The organism is Anabaena cylindrica UHCC 0172 (assembly GCF_034931625.1).
Classification (GTDB): Bacteria; Cyanobacteriota; Cyanobacteriia; order Cyanobacteriales; family Nostocaceae; genus Anabaena; species Anabaena cylindrica_A.
On record NZ_JAYGGY010000013.1, the window covers coordinates 1 to 16,887 of the forward strand.

A 16,887-nucleotide genomic window follows, 5' to 3' on the forward strand; every position below is an offset into this window, starting at 1 on the left:
TATTTTATACCACTTTTTTCTTTTCTATCCTCAATTTATGCCCTTGCCGAGTATATACACTATGGATAAGCGATCGCTTTTTGGGGATGTGTGGGATGCGATAGCGAAGCGCGACCTAGGAATCGCTTGTTGAGGATGTGGCTTTTGGGGATGTGGGGGTGCGATAGCTTTAGTGATAAAATAACCACTTATCTTTGACTACCTAGGAGAAAACTTGATTTCAATTAGTATTGAGCAAATCTACAAACTTAAAGAAATTATAGCCAAATATAAGAATCTGGAATGTGTTGAATGCGCTCAAGCTATCCAAGATTACTTGGTATCACAGAGAATTTCGGGTAAGCGGATAAAACTATATACTGGAGCAGCAATAGGACGCGATAGTTATATCTATGATGAAAGTGTTTCTGAGGATGCAATCTCTATTAATGGTCGTCATCAAGGCATTATGATTATAATAGATGGAATAGAAATGATATTTGATAATCATCATCCTGATGGAATCACCAGAAATCAATGGTTAGCCAACTTACTGTTTTATAATAAACTGTATAACCGCCAGCAGTTCCAAATCACAGAAGAAACTTTTTAGGAGTTAAAGATTATGGAAAAAAATCATCATAGTATTACTATAATTCCCGATGAATATTTCTATGAAATGCTCCAAAGGATTAAACAAAGACCAGGAATGTTTTTAGGTCAATGTTCGATTACTCGACTAAGAGCTTTTTTAGATGGATATATGGGTTCTAGATCAGATTTAGGTTTACCACCAACTCAACAAGAGCTAGAATTTAATCAATTCCAAGAATGGGTACAGACAAGATTTAAAATTAGTTCATCACATGGATGGGATAGTATTATTCTTTTTTATTCTGCTGATGAAAGAGATGCACTAAATAACTTTTTTGAATTATTTGAGCAATTTTGTAATAGTGAAAATGCTACAAGAGAGGAGATAAATCAAGAAAAATTTACTGAATCAAATCCTCAACTAACACAGGAAAGAGTTACTGTATAATTACTTGAGGTATCGCTGTTTGGGGTGTGGGGATGCGATCGCGTTCGCGTAGCGTGTGCCTTGCACTCAGCGCTCCGCAGGAATCGCTTTTACTGAATGCTTTCAATTAATTTAATATCCAGATTTTTAACGCCAACCTACTTAAATAAAAATGGTAATATTACTTCAAAAACTCTTGCTGGGTATTCTTCATGCACTCCCAGAGAACCAGGAACAACAATGCTGTTAACTCCTGGTAAAGCCGCTAATGCGTCCATTTCTTGGCGTGATTTGGGGGGGCTAGATTCGCCAATTACTGCCATCAGTGGGGCAGATAAGGACTGTACTAGGGATAAAAACTCTGTTTGACTATGGATAGTATCAATATTTCCAGTAACAAAGGCCGCAGACGCAAATCTGGCGTTTGGTTGTTGGGTAAGTTGCCATTTTTCGGTGATGAAGTCGGGTGTAAGTTTTGCTGTATCAGTGAAAACGTGACGGCTGTACATCCAACTTAAAAAAGATGGGGTGGTGTTGAGTTTATAGAGTGCTTGACCGATAATGGGCGATCGCACCAACCCCCTGACCATAGCAGCTATATTTGCATTTGCTCCCATTGTCGGTAGAGGACCTCTCCAAGTTGGTGCTACCAACACAATCCGTGAGAAAGTATTTGGTTGTGTTACAGCTAGTTGCAGGACATAACCAGCAGCATGACCAGATGCAACTACACTAATTCCTTGATCAAAAACAGATTTAACGAAATTTGCCAAAAATTGCTGATATATTGCTGGGTTGTAATCTAAACTCAGTCGGTCAGATTCTCCAAAACCTGGCCAGTCAAAAGCAGTAACTTGAAAATGGGAAGCAAGTAATTGAGCGAGTTCCCCCACTTCCCCCCGTGTGGAAACACTACTAAAAGCAGGAAGTAATAAAAGCGGTGAACCTTGTCCTATAGTTTCATAAATTACCCGCAATTGCTGGTTTTCCCAATTCCAGAGAAATTCTTTAACTTCACCACCAAATACAGTGGCAGCAGGTTTTGTTAATAAATGGGTAGACATCTTGATTTAATTCGTAATGTGTAATTACTAATTCCTCCCCATTTCCCCAGTCCCTAATTTTCTAACTTACATTCCAAAGCTTTTTTCTGCATGGTTTTGAAAATATTGTAAAAACCATTAGCGCGGGAGGGTGTCAGACTAACGTTTAAACCTGTGGCTTGAATGAAATCAGGCGTTAATTGGACAATTTGTGTTGGTGCTAGTCCGTTTAATCCTTCTATCAACAGTGCCAATAATCCCTTAGTTAGCTGGGAATCAGAATCGCCTTGGAATACTACTTTACCATCATCCAGCGATGCAGTCACGTATACCTGTGAGACACAACCAGGAACTTTATTTTCGGGTTTTTTATCAACTTCGGGAAACTCTGGCAGTTTCTGAGCATACCAGATTAATTGCTCATAACGCCGCTTTGGTTCAGCAGCGCGTTGGAAGCGTTGAACGATTTTAGATAGTGCTGGTGGTAAAGAATCAAGACTTGAGGACATAGTAAATTCAATAAATTATGAGTCTTAACTTTAGTGTGAACTATCTACACTGAACCCTAATGGTAAAATGTAGACTTCCCAATTCAATGGAAATTGCCTCGGTCTTCATAGCTATCGAAATTATGGTGTCAACCTTACCGTATTTACACATTCATAATAACATCATCATGCAACTCGTGTAACCAGAAAAAATATTTTGTACCTTACGGGAAGCAAGCTACGTCTTATGGATGTGGTCTTCGTAGTCTTCATAGCACCTAAATCTAAGTTTGACGCAAAACTTAGTGCAGAAGCTGTGACGATTTTAGCAATTATCGCTTAAAATTCACTTTTCATAAGGTGGCGCTTTATATGAAGTATTTAGACAAAATATTAAAAATTGCTGCAAATTTGAGATTTATATTCACTTTTATGAGGAAACTTTAAGAGCATATTGTCCAGCAAAAATTTCAGGAGCAAACCCGGTGTTGACATCAACTTTACTCGCTGTTGTACCCGCACCCCTAGAATGGAGTCCTACTGTTGGTATCATCATGATTATTGCCAACATTATTGCGATCGCTTTCGGCAAATTTACAATCCAGTATCCTAGTGCAGAACCCGCAGCACCAGCCCCCAATTTCTTTGGCGGTTTTGGCTTACCTGCTATACTCGCAACTACCGCTTTTGGTCATATCTTGGGAGTAGGGATCATCTTAGGACTACACAATATAGGCCGTATCTAGGCTTTAGTTCCCAACTGCCCTACATTCAACGATTGATTGTTGAGAGTTTTGCAGTTAAGAGCCAGAGAGGCATTTCTCTGGCCTCTCCTATTCGTACTAAATCCCAAAACCTGCTTTGAGTATTCGATGACAACGCAGAAGAATTACTCAAGAAAAAACACTTTTGCGTAAATAAGTATTACTTGTATTTCTGTTAGCAGTTCAGGTATCTATAAATATGGTTTATCAAACTACACTGGTAAAGGTGCTAAACCATGTAATTGACGCACAGAACTGATGCAAGCTGGACAGTCACAGCCAAACAACTTGATAGCCTCATCGCTTTCTGCTTCTGTGAATTCTAATTCATCTGGCTGATTTTTATTAGTTTGATTTTCCTCCCCTTGAACTTGAGCTAATTGCATGGTTGGTTTAGCTGTCGATACAGTAGCATTATCTACCTGTATACATACCTGTCGTGGTGTTGCTGAATGGTTAGAACGGACGCAAGATAGATGAGTACCTACAGGGATAACCGTTTGACCAGCGTGAACAGGTCTAGCTATCATGACCGTAGATAGTATAGACATAAAAAGGACAGGGCTAGAAAGCAAGGCCAAAACGAATTTTTTGTTCATTTACTTTAAAGACTTTGTAACAAGAGAAACAACCCAAATGACCTTTTCAGATTAATTGGTTGTTAATCAGTCTATCTTATACAAATTCCCTGAAAATGTCTGAGTTATTCCAATACCTTCGCCATAAAAAACGAACTATGGAAATAAAACATCCACAGTCCGTTTAAGAAGAGAGTAGGACATAAGCCGGGTTCTGTTCTCTTGCGAGGGCAGTTATCTATCTGGGACGCTTGTTACCAAACGCCTCTAGCGGCTCTTTACTTGCGGAACTGGAAAAAGACCAACCATAGTTCCTCCGGCCTTGCTCCCAACCGGGGTTTACCGAGCCAACGCCTCTCGACGTTGCTGGTGCGCTCTTACCGCACCTTTGCACCCTTACCAAATCTGAGTTTTTGACTCAGGACTCAGAACTCATTACTCAGAACTGAAATTGGCGGTATCTTTCTGTGGCACTATCCTCACGATCGCTCGCACTGGACGTTATCCAGCAAGTTTGGTCTTTCGGGAGTCCGGACTTTCCTCAAACCAGTCATTACAACTGATCTGCAACTGCCTGCGCCTACTATCCCCTACATCCAGTTTAAGCCTTGATAGCCCCTTATGTCCGGATGATTAAGACTTCTTTTTATTCCAAGGTAGGGCATAACTCCAATGTAGTTTCTCGATAGTGAATGGACAATTAATAATTGATATCGGTGGAACATTCACACCAGGCGCTAAACCGACACGCAACTCAGATATCCTTAGCACTAGTTGGAGAGAAAATTCCACCTTTTTTTTACCATCCATAAAATCTTTGTACAAACTCTTGAAAGGCTTCTGACCCTTTAGCCCAACTATATTAATTAATGGTGAACCTGTTTTATATGTTCCCGTATCTTTATCTCGTTGTAAAACATCTTCTGCGGTAATAGTCTCAGAAATTGTCTTTTTAGGAGCAATGATAGTAGGAACTTGTGGTATTGCTAAATCGCGGATTAAGTCTGGTGATTTGCGAATTACACGGCGGGATTGTTTAGTATGTTCAACCACCCAAGAGCTATTATCCCAGTCAACGTATACAGCTAAACTTTCTGACTTATTCTCAATACTCATAGACATCTCTTTTAAATCATCTTTCAGCTTTTCTAAAGAATATGTGCCAGTTTTAAAAGAAATTCCTACTTGGTCTTGGAGATTTTGCTCTTTCAATTGCTGATCAACGATACCTTTTTCAAAATTTAGCATCACCATATCATCAATAGATTCAATCATTTGATTGAATATGTAATACACTCCCAGAATATAAACCGTCAAAACAATGAGATTTTGATCGCTATTTTGTACTGCCATAAACCCAAATACAAACTCCCTCTGAATATTTTTGAATATTTTTCTTTAATTACCAATTAATTATTTTTAATCTCGTTTCATCTTTACTGCATTTGAAAGCCAACCTCGTTGCCAAAAAAAGAATATTAACCCACAGGCAATTACGCCCATTAACCCCAAGCACAATGGATAGCCCCAATACCAATTCAGTTCAGGCATATTGTATGGAGATTTTTCTGTATTGAAATTCATGCCATAAATTCCAGCTACAAAAGTTAAGGGAATAAAAATTGATGAAACCACTGTTAAGAATTTCATGATTTCATTCATTTTATTACTGACTGCTGAAAGATAGACATCCATTAATCCAGATGCTAATTCTCGGTAAGTTTCTACCATATCCATGACTTGTAAAGCATGATCGTAACAGTCTCGCAGATAGATTCTTACTTCATCGCTAATCAGTTCACTGCTATCTCTAATCAAAAAATTAATTGTATCCCGTTGAGGCCAAATTGCTCGACGTAACTGTAATAATTCTCGCCGGATTTGATATATTTTTTGTAAGGTTTGTGGAGTAGGCTTGACTATTACTTCTTCCTCTAATTCTTCAATATGCTCTCCATAAAGTTCTAAAATTGGAAAAAACCCATCAATAATTGCATCTAATAAAGAATAAGCTAAATAATCTGATCCTTGTTTGCGAATTATGCCTTTACCTTTAGTAATGCGCGTTCTTACCCCTTCAAAACAATCATATTCTGGTTCTTCTTGAATAGTGAGTAAATAATGTTGACCCAAAACTAAACTTACTTGTTCACTATAAAAACCATAGCCTCGTTCTTTTGGTATTACCATGCGAGCAATGATCACTAACTGGTCTTCATAATCTTCTATTTTTGGTCGCTCTACCATATTGACCACATCTTCTAAAACTAGAGGATGTAAATCAAACACTTTACCCAATCGTTCTAAAATATCTTTATTACCTAAACCTTGTACATCTACCCAAGAAACAGATTCTGTATCCAAATAATTGGCGCAATCTTCTGGGTTAGTTATTTGTTCACGAATTAAAGTCGCTTGGTTATAGTCAATCAAAATAATATTTGGTTGTTCAGCATTTTCATCAATGATGATTGTACCTGGTAAAGTTCCAGCTTGGTGATAGTATGACTTTGTGAAACGTTTCGTTATAACTTTGGGAAGATGGTGAATTTTTCTAATCATGAAATTTTACTTTGTACAACAGAAGACTCCCAGGTTGAAACTTGTACTTAGCTATATCCACTCTACGTGTCTGTAAGCGCAAAGTGCAGTCTATGCCAACAAAAATCAATGGCTTACGCCACGCCACGCTATCAGCAAACCCTAAATAGTAGTTCTATAATTATTTTCACCGCTATAGCTTATAGATATAGCGGAATGTAGGTTTAAGGATTGGAAGTGGGATACAAAGGTGACTTGTCTAGCGCCCCGATATTATTGAGCGGCCAGAATCTGATTACAGCACGACCAATAATATTTTTCTGAGGAACTAGTCCCCAACAACGACCATCATAACTACTCCCACGGTTGTCACCTAACACTAAGTATGAGTTGGGTGGTATGGTTTCAGGTGTAGCTAAAAAGGGAGGTTGTGGTCCTGATGTGCAAACATCGACAACTGTACGTACAGAAGGGGATAAATATTTATTTTCTTGGAGAGGGTTGTTATTAATATAGACTTTGCCGTCCCTAAGTTCTACTTTTTCTCCAGGTAAACCGATAATTCGCTTAATAAAGGCATCCTGGTACTGTTCTTTTTGTAGTTCCTCTGTTGGTGAAAATACTACTATGTCTCCCCGTTCAGGAGTAGTAAATTTATACTTCACCTTATCAACAATAATCTTGTCTGCCTTCCATTGGTCTGGTACACCATGCAGCGTCGGTTCCATTGATCCAGAGGGAATCCAACGTGCTTCAGCGACAAAGGTACGAATTCCTAGAGCAAGAAAGACGCTCAAGATAATCGTTTTACCTAGCTCTAAGATCCAGGAGTTATCAGGTTGTGGACTAGACTTGTTATCAGACACTTGATTTTGCATGAAATTACTTAAATTTTAGGGTAAGAAGCAAGTACTTAACTCATTGGGGGGAAACTTTATTTATTATCTTAACTAGAGAAGCATATTTTCCTAATTAATATGGTATTTGGGGAGCGTGTTTAGTAAAACTATCGCCAGATAAAGCATTCCGAATAAAGCATAAAAAGTTTACCTGGGAGATAAATTTATCTATTATCAATGAATCTCTATACCTAACGCTGTTAAATCCATGTCATCTCCAAAAAGTTTACTGATTCGCCAAGCACGCCTAATTCTACCCAATGGTGAGTTGATGATTGGGGACGTGCTGACGGCTGGACGGCAAATAGTCGAGGTAGGGACTCAAATTGCTCATGCTACATCAACTCTAGAGATTGACGCACAAGGGTTAACTTTGTTGCCTGGAGTGATTGATCCACAGGTACATTTCCGGGAACCGGGACTAGAGTACAAGGAAGACTTGTTTACTGCTAGTTGTGCTTGTGCTAAAGGGGGAGTCACCTCCTTTTTAGAAATGCCGAATACAAAACCTTTGACGATTAGCCAGTCAGCTTTGGATGACAAGTTACGACGTGCTGCCGATAAGTGCTTAGTTAATTATGGCTTTTTTATTGGGGCGACGGCTGATAATTTAGCAGAATTACTTTTGGCAAAGCCGACACCGGGAATTAAGATTTTTATGGGATCGATGCATGGGCAGTTGCTAGTTGACCAAGAAGGGCTGCTAGAGGCGATTTTTGCCCAGGGAGATAGGTTGATTGCTGTTCATGCTGAAGACCAAGAGAGAATCAAGCAACGCCGTCTAGAGTTCGCTGGAGTCCATGATCCTGCTGTTCATTCCCAAATTCAAGATAATCAAGCTGCACTGTTAGCAACCCAACTGGCATTAAAACTTTCTAAAAAATACCAACGACGGTTACATATTCTCCATATGTCAACGGCTGAGGAGGCGGAGTTGCTGCGTGAGGATAAACCGAGTTGGGTAACGGCAGAGGTGACACCACAACATTTGATGTTAAATACCAGTGCTTATGAAACCATTGGGACTTTAGCACAGATGAATCCACCATTGCGATCGCCCCACGATAATGAAATACTATGGCAAGCTTTACGTGATGGCATCATTGACTTCATCGCTACAGACCACGCACCACACACCTTGGAAGAAAAAGCTCAACCTTATCCCAATACCCCTTCTGGAATGCCTGGTGTAGAAACTTCCCTACCTTTAATGTTAACGGCTGCTATGGAAGGAAAATGTACTGTTGCCCAAGTCGCTAATTGGATGTCTAAGGCTGTGGCTGTGGCTTATGGTATTCCTAATAAGGGAGAAATTACCCCTGGTTACGATGCTGATTTAGTGCTGGTGGATTTAAACAACTACCGTGAAGTTAAACGTGAAGAAGTTTTAAGCAAGTGCGGTTGGAGTCCCTTTGAAGGTTGGAACCTGACTGGTTGGCCTGTCACAACAATTGTCGGTGGTGAGATTGTCTATGATCAAGGGCAGGTAAATACGGAAATTCGCGGTCAAGCTTTAACATTCTTGTAAACAATTTAACGTACAGTTTACAGGAGTAATTTCCGCTTGACGAGTGCCATTTTCACCATAGGTTAAAGATACCTTGAAATAACTATCTGGTAGATATGGCATTCGTTCTGCCCACTCAATGGCAACAATTCCCGGTATAACTTCCATGCCTTCCCAGTAACTTTCTAAATTCAAGCCTGTCACTTCTTGAGATTCGAGGCGATACAAATCTAAGTGATAAAGGGGAATGCGCCCTTCGGTGTACTCATTAATCAGGGTAAAAGTAGGACTGACAATAGATTCAGTTATTCCCAAACCCTTACCAATACCCTGGACTAAGGTAGTTTTACCTGCACCTAAATCACCTTCTAGTAAAATGACACTTCCAGCAGTCAGGTTTTCCCCTAGGGTAATACCTAATCTCTGTGTTGCCTCTGTATCAGAAAGGAAAATTTTAGTCATTAGTCATTAGTCATTAGTCATTAGTCATTAGTCATTAGTCATTAGTCATTGGGTTATTTATCTCCCCTGCCTCCTGCCCCCTGCACCCTGCCCCCTGCCTCCTGCCTCCTGCCTCCTCATCTCCCCTGATGCGCCCCACTGTACCATTTTAGTAAAACCTTAGCTAATTTCTGCGGATCATGGCGAACTGCACCATTTTCATCTTCATAGATGATGTTAGCGGGGATAATACGCCGACCTAATTGGCTGATAACTTCACGATCTAAGAAAACAGGATGAGAATTTTGTTGGGCATAGCGGATAAGTGCTTGGGCAGAGGGTGTTTTTTTATGTACTAATACGGCATCAAAAAGCCTTCTGTTACCACAAGCGGCATCTATAGCCTGAATGTGTTCGCCAACTGTGTAACTGTCAGTTTCTCCTGGCTGGGTCATGATATTGCAGATATAGATGCGGGGAATATTTTTTTCTGCGATCGCATCCGCAATTTCTGGAACTAACATATTCGGTATTAAGCTAGTATAAAGACTACCCGGCCCAATAATAATATAATCAGCATCTTTAATTGCCTTAATTGCTGCGGGTAAGGCTGGTGGATTTTCAGGAATACAGCCAATTTTGACAATTTTTCCCCCAGCTTTGGGAATACTAGACTCCCCCTCAATCCGCCGTCCATCTGTCAATTCTGCCCAGAGACGCACATCACTGAGGGTAGCTGGTAAAACTTGTCCTCTCACTGCTAATACTTTGGAACTAGCCGCAACAGCCTGTTCTAAATCCCCAGTAATATCAGTCATGGCAGTTAAAAACAAATTACCAAAACTGTGACCAGTCAAACCATCCCCAGCCCGAAACCGATATTGAAACAATTCTGTTAATAACTTTTCCTCATCTGCTAGTGCAGCCAAGCAGTTGCGAATATCCCCAGGAGGTAAAACACCAAATTCTTGGCGCAACCTGCCAGAAGAACCACCATCATCAGCTACGGTAACAATGGCAGTAATATTAGCACTATAGGTTTTTAAACCTCTGAGTAAAGTAGAAAGTCCAGTCCCACCACCAACTACAACAATTTTTGGACCCCGGTACAAGCGACGATGGGCTAACAGCACATCTATCAGTTCTTCATCATCGCCTTGTGGCCTTAAAACTTCAGTAATTGAACCGACTGTGCGGGATTGTCCCCACAACACTAACAACACACCGAACAGTAAAACCAAAGGACCGCTAACGTAGTTGGGTAAAATATTGGCGAGGAATCCCAGAAAACCCTTCAGCAATTCTATCGCCCAAAAAATGGGAGTGAGCTTAATCCAAATAGCCAACCCCAAACTTGCTAAAAAAACACCCCCAACACTGATTAAGAACCAGCGTTTCACCGATATTCCAGGGGATAGCCACTTAAACCACTGGTTAACCCGGTGGGAAGTGCGGCTGTGCGACTGTAGTTGTAGGGTGTTGAGGGCTTGTCTGAGAAAACCGATTGACATACCTAATAGGGAACAGTGGTACAAACAATGTTTAACAGAAAATGTACACCACCTGGTTTTAAGACCAAGGCTGGAACCATGATATTTCTCAATTCCTTTATATTTAGAGCAAATCTTTAAAGTTACCAATATTACCTTTCTTACTAGGTCGGAATTTTCAGTTTTGGCTTGGTAACGCTTGTTGTGAGGATGTTTCATAAAATTAGAAACATTTCCACTTGTGATTATTTTGTATACAAACACACCCTAAATCTGTAAAGATGAATTTTATGGAAAAGCGAATTTTAGGATTAGATCCAGGACTAGCAATTTTAGGGTTTGGGGCAATAACTTGGCAACAAAGTGAAGGTAAAGTACAAGACACCACTGTAAAAATGATCGATTTTGGTGTAATTAGGACTTCTGCCAATACTGAAATGTCACAACGGTTATGTATTTTATATGACGATCTACACACCCTAATGGAGGAGTTGCAACCAGATTTGGTGGCAATTGAAAAACTATTCTTCTATCGTATGGCAAATACTATCGTTGTTGCCCAGGCTAGGGGTGTATTAATGTTAGTTCTGGGACAGTGCAAGCTTCCTTATGTGGAATTTACCCCTGCTCAAATTAAGCAAGCTTTAACAAATTATGGTAACGCAGATAAAGCAGAAGTCCAAGATGCTGTGATGCGGGAGTTAGATTTAGATGAAATTCCTAGGCCAGATGATGCCGCAGATGCTCTAGCAGTGGCTTTGACGGCTTCGTTTCAGTTGTGATATTCCTGCTATTTGCGATCTACAACCCATTACCAATCAAGATAAAAGGAGACCAGTAATAAGGATGACTGAGGTTACGGGAGATCGACTCAGAATTTCTACTTTCTCCCGGAGTATAATTCACACTACTGCGGTTAATATCACTACTCTGGATATTACCTATTTTTCAGTTGTAAAACCCACATTCAGCATGAGTAAATATACTCAAAATATTTTCCCTAGCAGGTTATTTTGTCAAAAAAAGAATTTCATAAAACAGCTAAAACCCAATCATAATAACCACTTCATACTTTTTGCCATCTAGGTCGGTATTCAATGAATTTAATCTCAAACCAACTAATTTATTGACAGTATTCTCAATAAGCTTGATTTGAGCTTGAGATAGAGATGCGATGGCTACGCCGCGCCGAAGGCATCGCCCTAATATAGAATTGCATGTCATTGCCTGAAAGCCTTGTTATCATTGGGTTATGGATAATTCCGAAAATTCAAAAAACACCTGCGGAATGTGGGGTAAAAAAAACTGTCACGCAAAAACAGCGGTTTTAGCCATTCCCAGTTTAACTAACTATTCTCTTTTTACAGAGTTTGATTACAAATAATAAAGTTTTTAATTAGGGAATAAAAAACAAGTTACACATTGTATAATAGTCTAGGTATCGAAGATAAGTATTTTCGCTGTTACAAATTATTGATGATTAACTATGGAAGCTATTTCTCTAATTATTGCTGCTTTGGGTGCCGGTGCGATCGCAGCTAGTAAGGAAACAGCAGGAACAGCCGTTAAAGATGCCTATCAGGGTTTGAAAACGTTGATTAAGAAGAAGTTTGCAGAGCAAGGAAAAGCCGATTCCTCAACAATTTTGGATAAATTTGAACATAAACCAGAAAAGACGAAAGCTCTTTTGGAAGATGAGTTACTAGAATCAGGGCTTGATAAACTTGATAAGAATGAGGAAATTATTAAGTTAGCTGAAAACTTACTCAATCAAGTCAAAGAACAGCCCGGTGGACAGCAGACTATTAACCAAAATATCAGTAATGTCAAATATGCCGCTACTTCTGGTTCTGGTAATGCAAGTATCAGTGGTATCACGGAAAAAGGCACATCAAAGGAGGACTGAAACTGTAACTTAATTAATCAGGGTAGCTGTCATGTCTGAGCAAGGCAAGATCCAACAAAGGGTTACAGGGGCTGAAATCGCTGCTACCTCAGCGACTGGCGATGCAACTATCACCATTACCAACTACTACTATTGGGAAGAAGCAAGATTAGTTTCTTCTGATTCTACGGACGCTGTTGATAAAAATATCCCTTGTCCTTATCGTGGTTTGTTTCATTTTGGACCTAATGATGCGGATGTTTTTTTTGGGCGTGAAACATTCATAGAAAAACTTTATAGTGCAACTAAAACCAATAATTTTATTCACGTGCTAGGTGCATCAGGAAGCGGTAAATCTTCAGTGGTATTAGCTGGATTAGTCCCTAAGTTACAAAAAGAGGGTCATTGGCAGTTTACTCACTTCCGTCCTGGTTCAGATCCTTTTCATGCTTTAGCTTTAGCTCTTGTTTCTCTTTATACACCCCGATTAGATCAAACCGAACAAATTGCCCAAGCGCGAAAGTTAGCTAATTACTTGCAAGATGGCTCTGTTCTTCTATCTGATGTTTTTATTACAATTCGACAAAATCACCCTAATCATCGGGTGCTACTAATTGCTGACCAATTTGAAGAAATTTATACTCTCTGTAACAATCAGGAAATTCGCTGTAAGTTTCTAGACTGCTTATTAGTCAGTTTAGAAACTGCGACTTCTCTGTCTTCATCAGCTACAGTTTTGGTGACAACAATGCGGGCAGATTTTTTGGGAAATGCTCTCTCCTATCGTCCCTTTGCTGATGTCTTGCAGAATGCTGACGTGAAACTCGGAGCGATGAATCGGGAGGAACTAACAGAAGTCATTGAAAAACCTGCCCAAAAAGTAGGAATTACATTTGATACGGGACTAGTAAAACGCATTCTTAAAGATGTAGAAGATCAACCGGGAAATTTACCTTTGCTAGAGTTTGCTTTGACACAGTTGTGGAACAAGCGAACGGGTAAACATTTAAGCCACAAAATCTATGAAGAAATTGGTGAAGTAGAAGGTGCATTAGCTCGTCATGCTGATGAAAAATATGGCAACTTAACAAACAAAGATAAGGAAAAAGTCCGGCGCATTTTTATTCAATTGGTGCTTCCGGGGGAAGGAACAGAAGACACCAAGCGATTAGCAACTCGCGCTGAAGTAGGAGAAGAAAATTGGGATTTAGTTACTCGTCTAGCTAATGAACGTTTAGTAGTTAGTAATACGAAAGATCGAATAGATACAGTAGAAATCGTGCATGAAGCTTTGATTAGAGCTTGGTCCAATTTGCAAGGATGGATAGAGGATAATCGTGCTTTTCGCGTTTGGCAAGAGCGGCTAAAGGCAGCAATGCGTCAGTGGGAGTTTATTGATAATGATGATAGTGCTTTGTTGCGAGGAGTAGCATTATCAGAAGCAGAAAGTTGGTTGCAGCAACGTCTAGAAGAAATTAGCTCATCTGAACGAGTTTTTATTAAAACAAGTGCAGAGTTACGCGATCACCTTCAACAACAGGAGGAAGAACGACAACAGCGAGAACTACAACAGGAGAGAAAAGCGCGCCAAGCGGCTCAAGTTACCGCAGGATTTACTATTGCTTCTTTAATAGTTATTGTAGTTTCTGGCAGTTTTGCTTGGTGGCAACGCCAACAGTCTGTTCAAATTATTGAAAATGTCTCTATTAATAGTGACGTAAGCACTCCAGAACTACTAACAAATTTACCTGAATTTTTGAAAATTGCTGACCAGCGCGTCCAGTCTGGAGATGTGGATAAAGCGATCGCCTACTACCGCAAAATTTTAACAGAAAGCAACAAACTTCTCAACCAAGTAAAAGCCAACTCTATCAGTCTAACATCGGAAAATCAGCAAAAATTGCAAGAAATATCCCAAAAATCGCAAAAATCTCTAGGCGAAGTCATTCAAAAATTTCGGCTACCTCAACTAGAAGCACAACTCAAACAGGGACAATTTGGAAAACTGAAAGATGACCAAAACTTAAAATACACTGACTTTGAAGAACAGTATACAGAAGGTGCTTTGCGGACAAGTTATGCTATCCTCTTGCGACGCTTCGGTGTAGCAGCAGACTTGAACAACAGTGGTTTAATTGAAAACAAAGATGAGGCAGAGAGAATGCCTTGCGAAATTATCAAAGCTATTGAAGAAATGTGGCGACGTTCAACGGCTAACCGTTGTGGATGGTATGGATCTCAATCTTACTATGAAGAACCTGTATGTCGGGAATTAGGTGGAAAAACGCTGATAAATTTAGTATTTGTCTACCCTTATAATATTCCTATTGACCGAATTAATAGCTGTCATGTAGCACCTATACCAGCAACAACAACGCCTTAAAAATATAAACAAAGTGAAATAATAGTAGTGCAAAAACCATGAACTATCCAAGATATATTTTAAAGCAGTTAATTCTCATTTTATCAACAATATTAACACCTTCATATTTATTGATAAATAGTTTGCCCAGCTATGGGGCTGAAGATCCTTCAATTGCGATAGTAGTCAAACCCAAAGGGGATAATTTATATATACGCCAGGGAACTAATCGCAAGGTTAAATCTGTACGCCAAGGAGAACGCAACATATTAGAAAGTTACAATGATATTCTCTATGTACCTGGAGATAAAAGTTCTCAAGCCAGCTTTGCGTTTGTAGTCGGACAAATTTGGGAATATGCTGGTTTATTAATTAGTACTATTCCTAGTCCTATGTCATCTGAATATAGATTTCCTTGTCGAGCTAAAGGCGGTTTTACAATTGCATGGCGATCTCAAGGAGAAAACCAAGATAGAGCTTGTAATCAGGGTATAACTGTAGGACCTAATAAAGATTCGCATAGTATATTTCCTCTGATAAAACCTTTTAATTTAGGGCAAAATCTCAAAAATTTATTGAAAGCTCAAGCTGATGATGAAGTTGTAGCTGTTCCAGGTATAGGAGCAACAACTATTCAAACTCGTAACACTGGCAATGGTATTGTTATTGATGTTTTGGCAGGAGACATCCTAGCGAAATCAGCCAGAAATCCAGGGGGGAGACGCATCAAAGCTGGAGAAAGATATGCTTATCCGCAAGATACAATTACACCAATTGATACCAATGATATAGCCCGAAGTCCTGAAATGCAGGATTTTTTAAATCCTAATAATTGGTCTTCACCCAATATTTCCGAAAGAGTTAGCAATAGTATAGGCTATCAAATAGCCTCTGATCGTGCTGCTTTAGGTTTACCTACCGAGTCTATTGCCTCAAATTCATCAAACTTTCTTAAAGTGGTAAGTGGATCAGGTCGAATTATACGCAGTGATTATCCTGCTGTTGTACCTACTGGAATAGGGGTTAGTCAAGTAACTGGTGGCTATGATTCGTCTACTCAAAAAATTACTCTAGAAATTGAAGGTAGACAAGCAGAAATATCTCTTAATTCTCTTTTAGTTGATGGTGTTCCTATTTCCTTCACAGTAACGAAAATTATACCAAGAACGTATGCTCCAAACTCATCAAGAATGATTGGGGAGCAATTTACTCATTTAGTTAAAGACGCTTTGATTAAAGTAGGAATTCAAAGTCAAGGAACCTTAATGAAACAAGGTAATAAAATTCAGGGTAAATTTACTAGCCAATCCAGATGGGTATTTGATCGGGTAGGTGCATTGGCCAAGACTGGCTCAGTTGATGGTGAGTTTTTCCTGACTTTACAGGTAGGTTTTGGATCTGATATTCCTGTAATTAGAGAATACACACCAGGTAAATGGTACGACGTAATTCCGGCTATATAAAATACCGATTGATTAATCCCTAAAACCCAATTTGTGTAACGAAGAAGCTTGATATAGGAATCCGGTTTGATTATTGAAAATATAAGTAGGGTTTGCTGAATAAGTACCCAAATCGAACCTAGATGCCACACAGTGCGAAAAATGGTGGTTTGGGAGATTGGTTTTCAAATTTACCCCTTGATTTTCCATAGAAATGCAAGGATTTTGAGGCTCTAAATGCCATAGCCTTGCACTTTTTTGTTCTCAAAACCCGCGAAACCCTTATTGAGAATCGATTCTAGCTTTACTCAGCAAGCTCTAAGTAGGATTTGCTGAATAAGTACCCAAAGCGGACTTAGATGCCACACAATGCGAAAAATGGTGGTTTGGGAGATTGGTTTCCAAATTCACCCCCTGATTTTCCATAGCATTATGCGATCTCATCGG

The 16,887-nt window shown here is 39.5% G+C and carries 16 protein-coding genes and 1 other RNA gene; 8 read left to right on the forward strand and 9 right to left on the reverse strand.

What is annotated here, in order from left to right; genetic code table 11:
• The first annotated feature begins 214 nt into the window (after nucleotides 1-214).
• Together VB713_RS05665 and VB713_RS05670 are read left to right on the forward strand one after the other, a co-directional pair.
• Nucleotides 215-592, forward strand: coding sequence for a papain fold toxin domain-containing protein (locus VB713_RS05665; protein WP_323310604.1), 378 nt, complete (start codon nucleotides 215-217; stop codon nucleotides 590-592).
• A 12-nt stretch (nucleotides 593-604) separates the two neighbouring features.
• On the forward strand, nucleotides 605-1,021 hold the full coding sequence (locus tag VB713_RS05670) for a hypothetical protein (RefSeq protein ID WP_323310605.1): 417 nt from the start codon (nucleotides 605-607) through the stop codon (nucleotides 1,019-1,021).
• Between the two features lie 137 nt (nucleotides 1,022-1,158).
• Here VB713_RS05670 and VB713_RS05675 read toward each other — a convergent pair whose 3' ends face one another.
• Nucleotides 1,159-2,064, reverse strand: coding sequence for an alpha/beta hydrolase (locus tag VB713_RS05675; RefSeq protein WP_323310606.1), 906 nt, complete (start codon nucleotides 2,062-2,064; stop codon nucleotides 1,159-1,161).
• Between the two features lie 53 nt (nucleotides 2,065-2,117).
• Nucleotides 2,118-2,552 (reverse strand): SufE family protein, encoded by a 435-nt coding sequence (locus VB713_RS05680; RefSeq protein WP_323310607.1) that lies wholly within the window; start codon nucleotides 2,550-2,552, stop codon nucleotides 2,118-2,120.
• Nucleotides 2,553-3,016: 464 nt separating this feature from the next.
• Here VB713_RS05680 and psaK point away from each other — a divergent pair, with 464 nt between their 5' ends.
• Nucleotides 3,017-3,277, forward strand: a complete 261-nt coding sequence (gene psaK, locus VB713_RS05685; RefSeq protein ID WP_323310608.1) for a photosystem I reaction center subunit PsaK — start codon at nucleotides 3,017-3,019, stop codon at nucleotides 3,275-3,277.
• A 230-nt stretch (nucleotides 3,278-3,507) separates the two neighbouring features.
• On the opposite strand, the gene VB713_RS05690 is transcribed toward psaK, so the two are convergent.
• From VB713_RS05690 to lepB, 5 genes are all read right to left on the reverse strand, one after another.
• On the reverse strand, nucleotides 3,508-3,846 hold the full coding sequence (locus tag VB713_RS05690) for a hypothetical protein (RefSeq protein WP_323310609.1): 339 nt from the start codon (nucleotides 3,844-3,846) through the stop codon (nucleotides 3,508-3,510).
• A gap of 214 nt (nucleotides 3,847-4,060) precedes the next feature.
• An RNA gene (gene rnpB / locus VB713_RS05695) (RNase P RNA component class A) lies at nucleotides 4,061-4,461 on the reverse strand.
• A gap of 45 nt (nucleotides 4,462-4,506) precedes the next feature.
• Nucleotides 4,507-5,226, reverse strand: a complete 720-nt coding sequence (locus VB713_RS05700) for a hypothetical protein (RefSeq protein WP_323310610.1) — start codon at nucleotides 5,224-5,226, stop codon at nucleotides 4,507-4,509.
• Between the two features lie 66 nt (nucleotides 5,227-5,292).
• The gene (corA, locus tag VB713_RS05705) at nucleotides 5,293-6,435 is read right to left on the reverse strand and encodes a magnesium/cobalt transporter CorA (RefSeq protein WP_323310611.1); all 1,143 of its coding nucleotides are present in this window, start codon (nucleotides 6,433-6,435) and stop codon (nucleotides 5,293-5,295) included.
• 203 nt (nucleotides 6,436-6,638) lie between these two features.
• A complete protein-coding gene (lepB, locus tag VB713_RS05710) occupies nucleotides 6,639-7,292 on the reverse strand; it encodes a signal peptidase I (RefSeq protein ID WP_323310612.1) in 654 nt (217 codons plus the stop codon).
• 229 nt (nucleotides 7,293-7,521) lie between these two features.
• Between lepB and VB713_RS05715 the strand changes: the two genes are divergently transcribed.
• Nucleotides 7,522-8,841 carry a dihydroorotase gene (locus tag VB713_RS05715; protein ID WP_323310613.1) on the forward strand — a complete coding sequence of 440 codons (1,320 nt, stop codon included), beginning with the start codon at nucleotides 7,522-7,524 and terminating at the stop codon, nucleotides 8,839-8,841.
• Here the strand turns inward: VB713_RS05715 and tsaE are convergent.
• Together tsaE and VB713_RS05725 are read right to left on the reverse strand one after the other, a co-directional pair.
• Nucleotides 8,827-9,282 (reverse strand): tRNA (adenosine(37)-N6)-threonylcarbamoyltransferase complex ATPase subunit type 1 TsaE, encoded by a 456-nt coding sequence (tsaE, locus tag VB713_RS05720; protein ID WP_323310614.1) that lies wholly within the window; start codon nucleotides 9,280-9,282, stop codon nucleotides 8,827-8,829. The genes VB713_RS05715 and tsaE overlap by 15 nt on opposite strands.
• 116 nt (nucleotides 9,283-9,398) lie before the next feature.
• On the reverse strand, nucleotides 9,399-10,772 hold the full coding sequence (locus VB713_RS05725; RefSeq protein ID WP_323310667.1) for a gluconeogenesis factor YvcK family protein: 1,374 nt from the start codon (nucleotides 10,770-10,772) through the stop codon (nucleotides 9,399-9,401).
• Between the two features lie 269 nt (nucleotides 10,773-11,041).
• Here VB713_RS05725 and ruvC point away from each other — a divergent pair, with 269 nt between their 5' ends.
• From ruvC to VB713_RS05745, 4 genes are all read left to right on the forward strand, one after another.
• A complete protein-coding gene (ruvC, locus tag VB713_RS05730; protein ID WP_323310615.1) occupies nucleotides 11,042-11,533 on the forward strand; it encodes a crossover junction endodeoxyribonuclease RuvC in 492 nt (163 codons plus the stop codon).
• 704 nt (nucleotides 11,534-12,237) lie between these two features.
• Complete coding sequence (locus VB713_RS05735; RefSeq protein ID WP_323310616.1) at nucleotides 12,238-12,657, forward strand: hypothetical protein; 420 nt, start codon at nucleotides 12,238-12,240, stop codon at nucleotides 12,655-12,657.
• Nucleotides 12,658-12,688: 31 nt separating this feature from the next.
• Nucleotides 12,689-15,019 (forward strand): hypothetical protein, encoded by a 2,331-nt coding sequence (locus VB713_RS05740; protein ID WP_323310617.1) that lies wholly within the window; start codon nucleotides 12,689-12,691, stop codon nucleotides 15,017-15,019.
• Nucleotides 15,020-15,057: 38 nt separating this feature from the next.
• Nucleotides 15,058-16,461, forward strand: coding sequence for a hypothetical protein (locus VB713_RS05745; protein ID WP_323310618.1), 1,404 nt, complete (start codon nucleotides 15,058-15,060; stop codon nucleotides 16,459-16,461).
• Nucleotides 16,462-16,887: the final 426 nt, after the last annotated feature.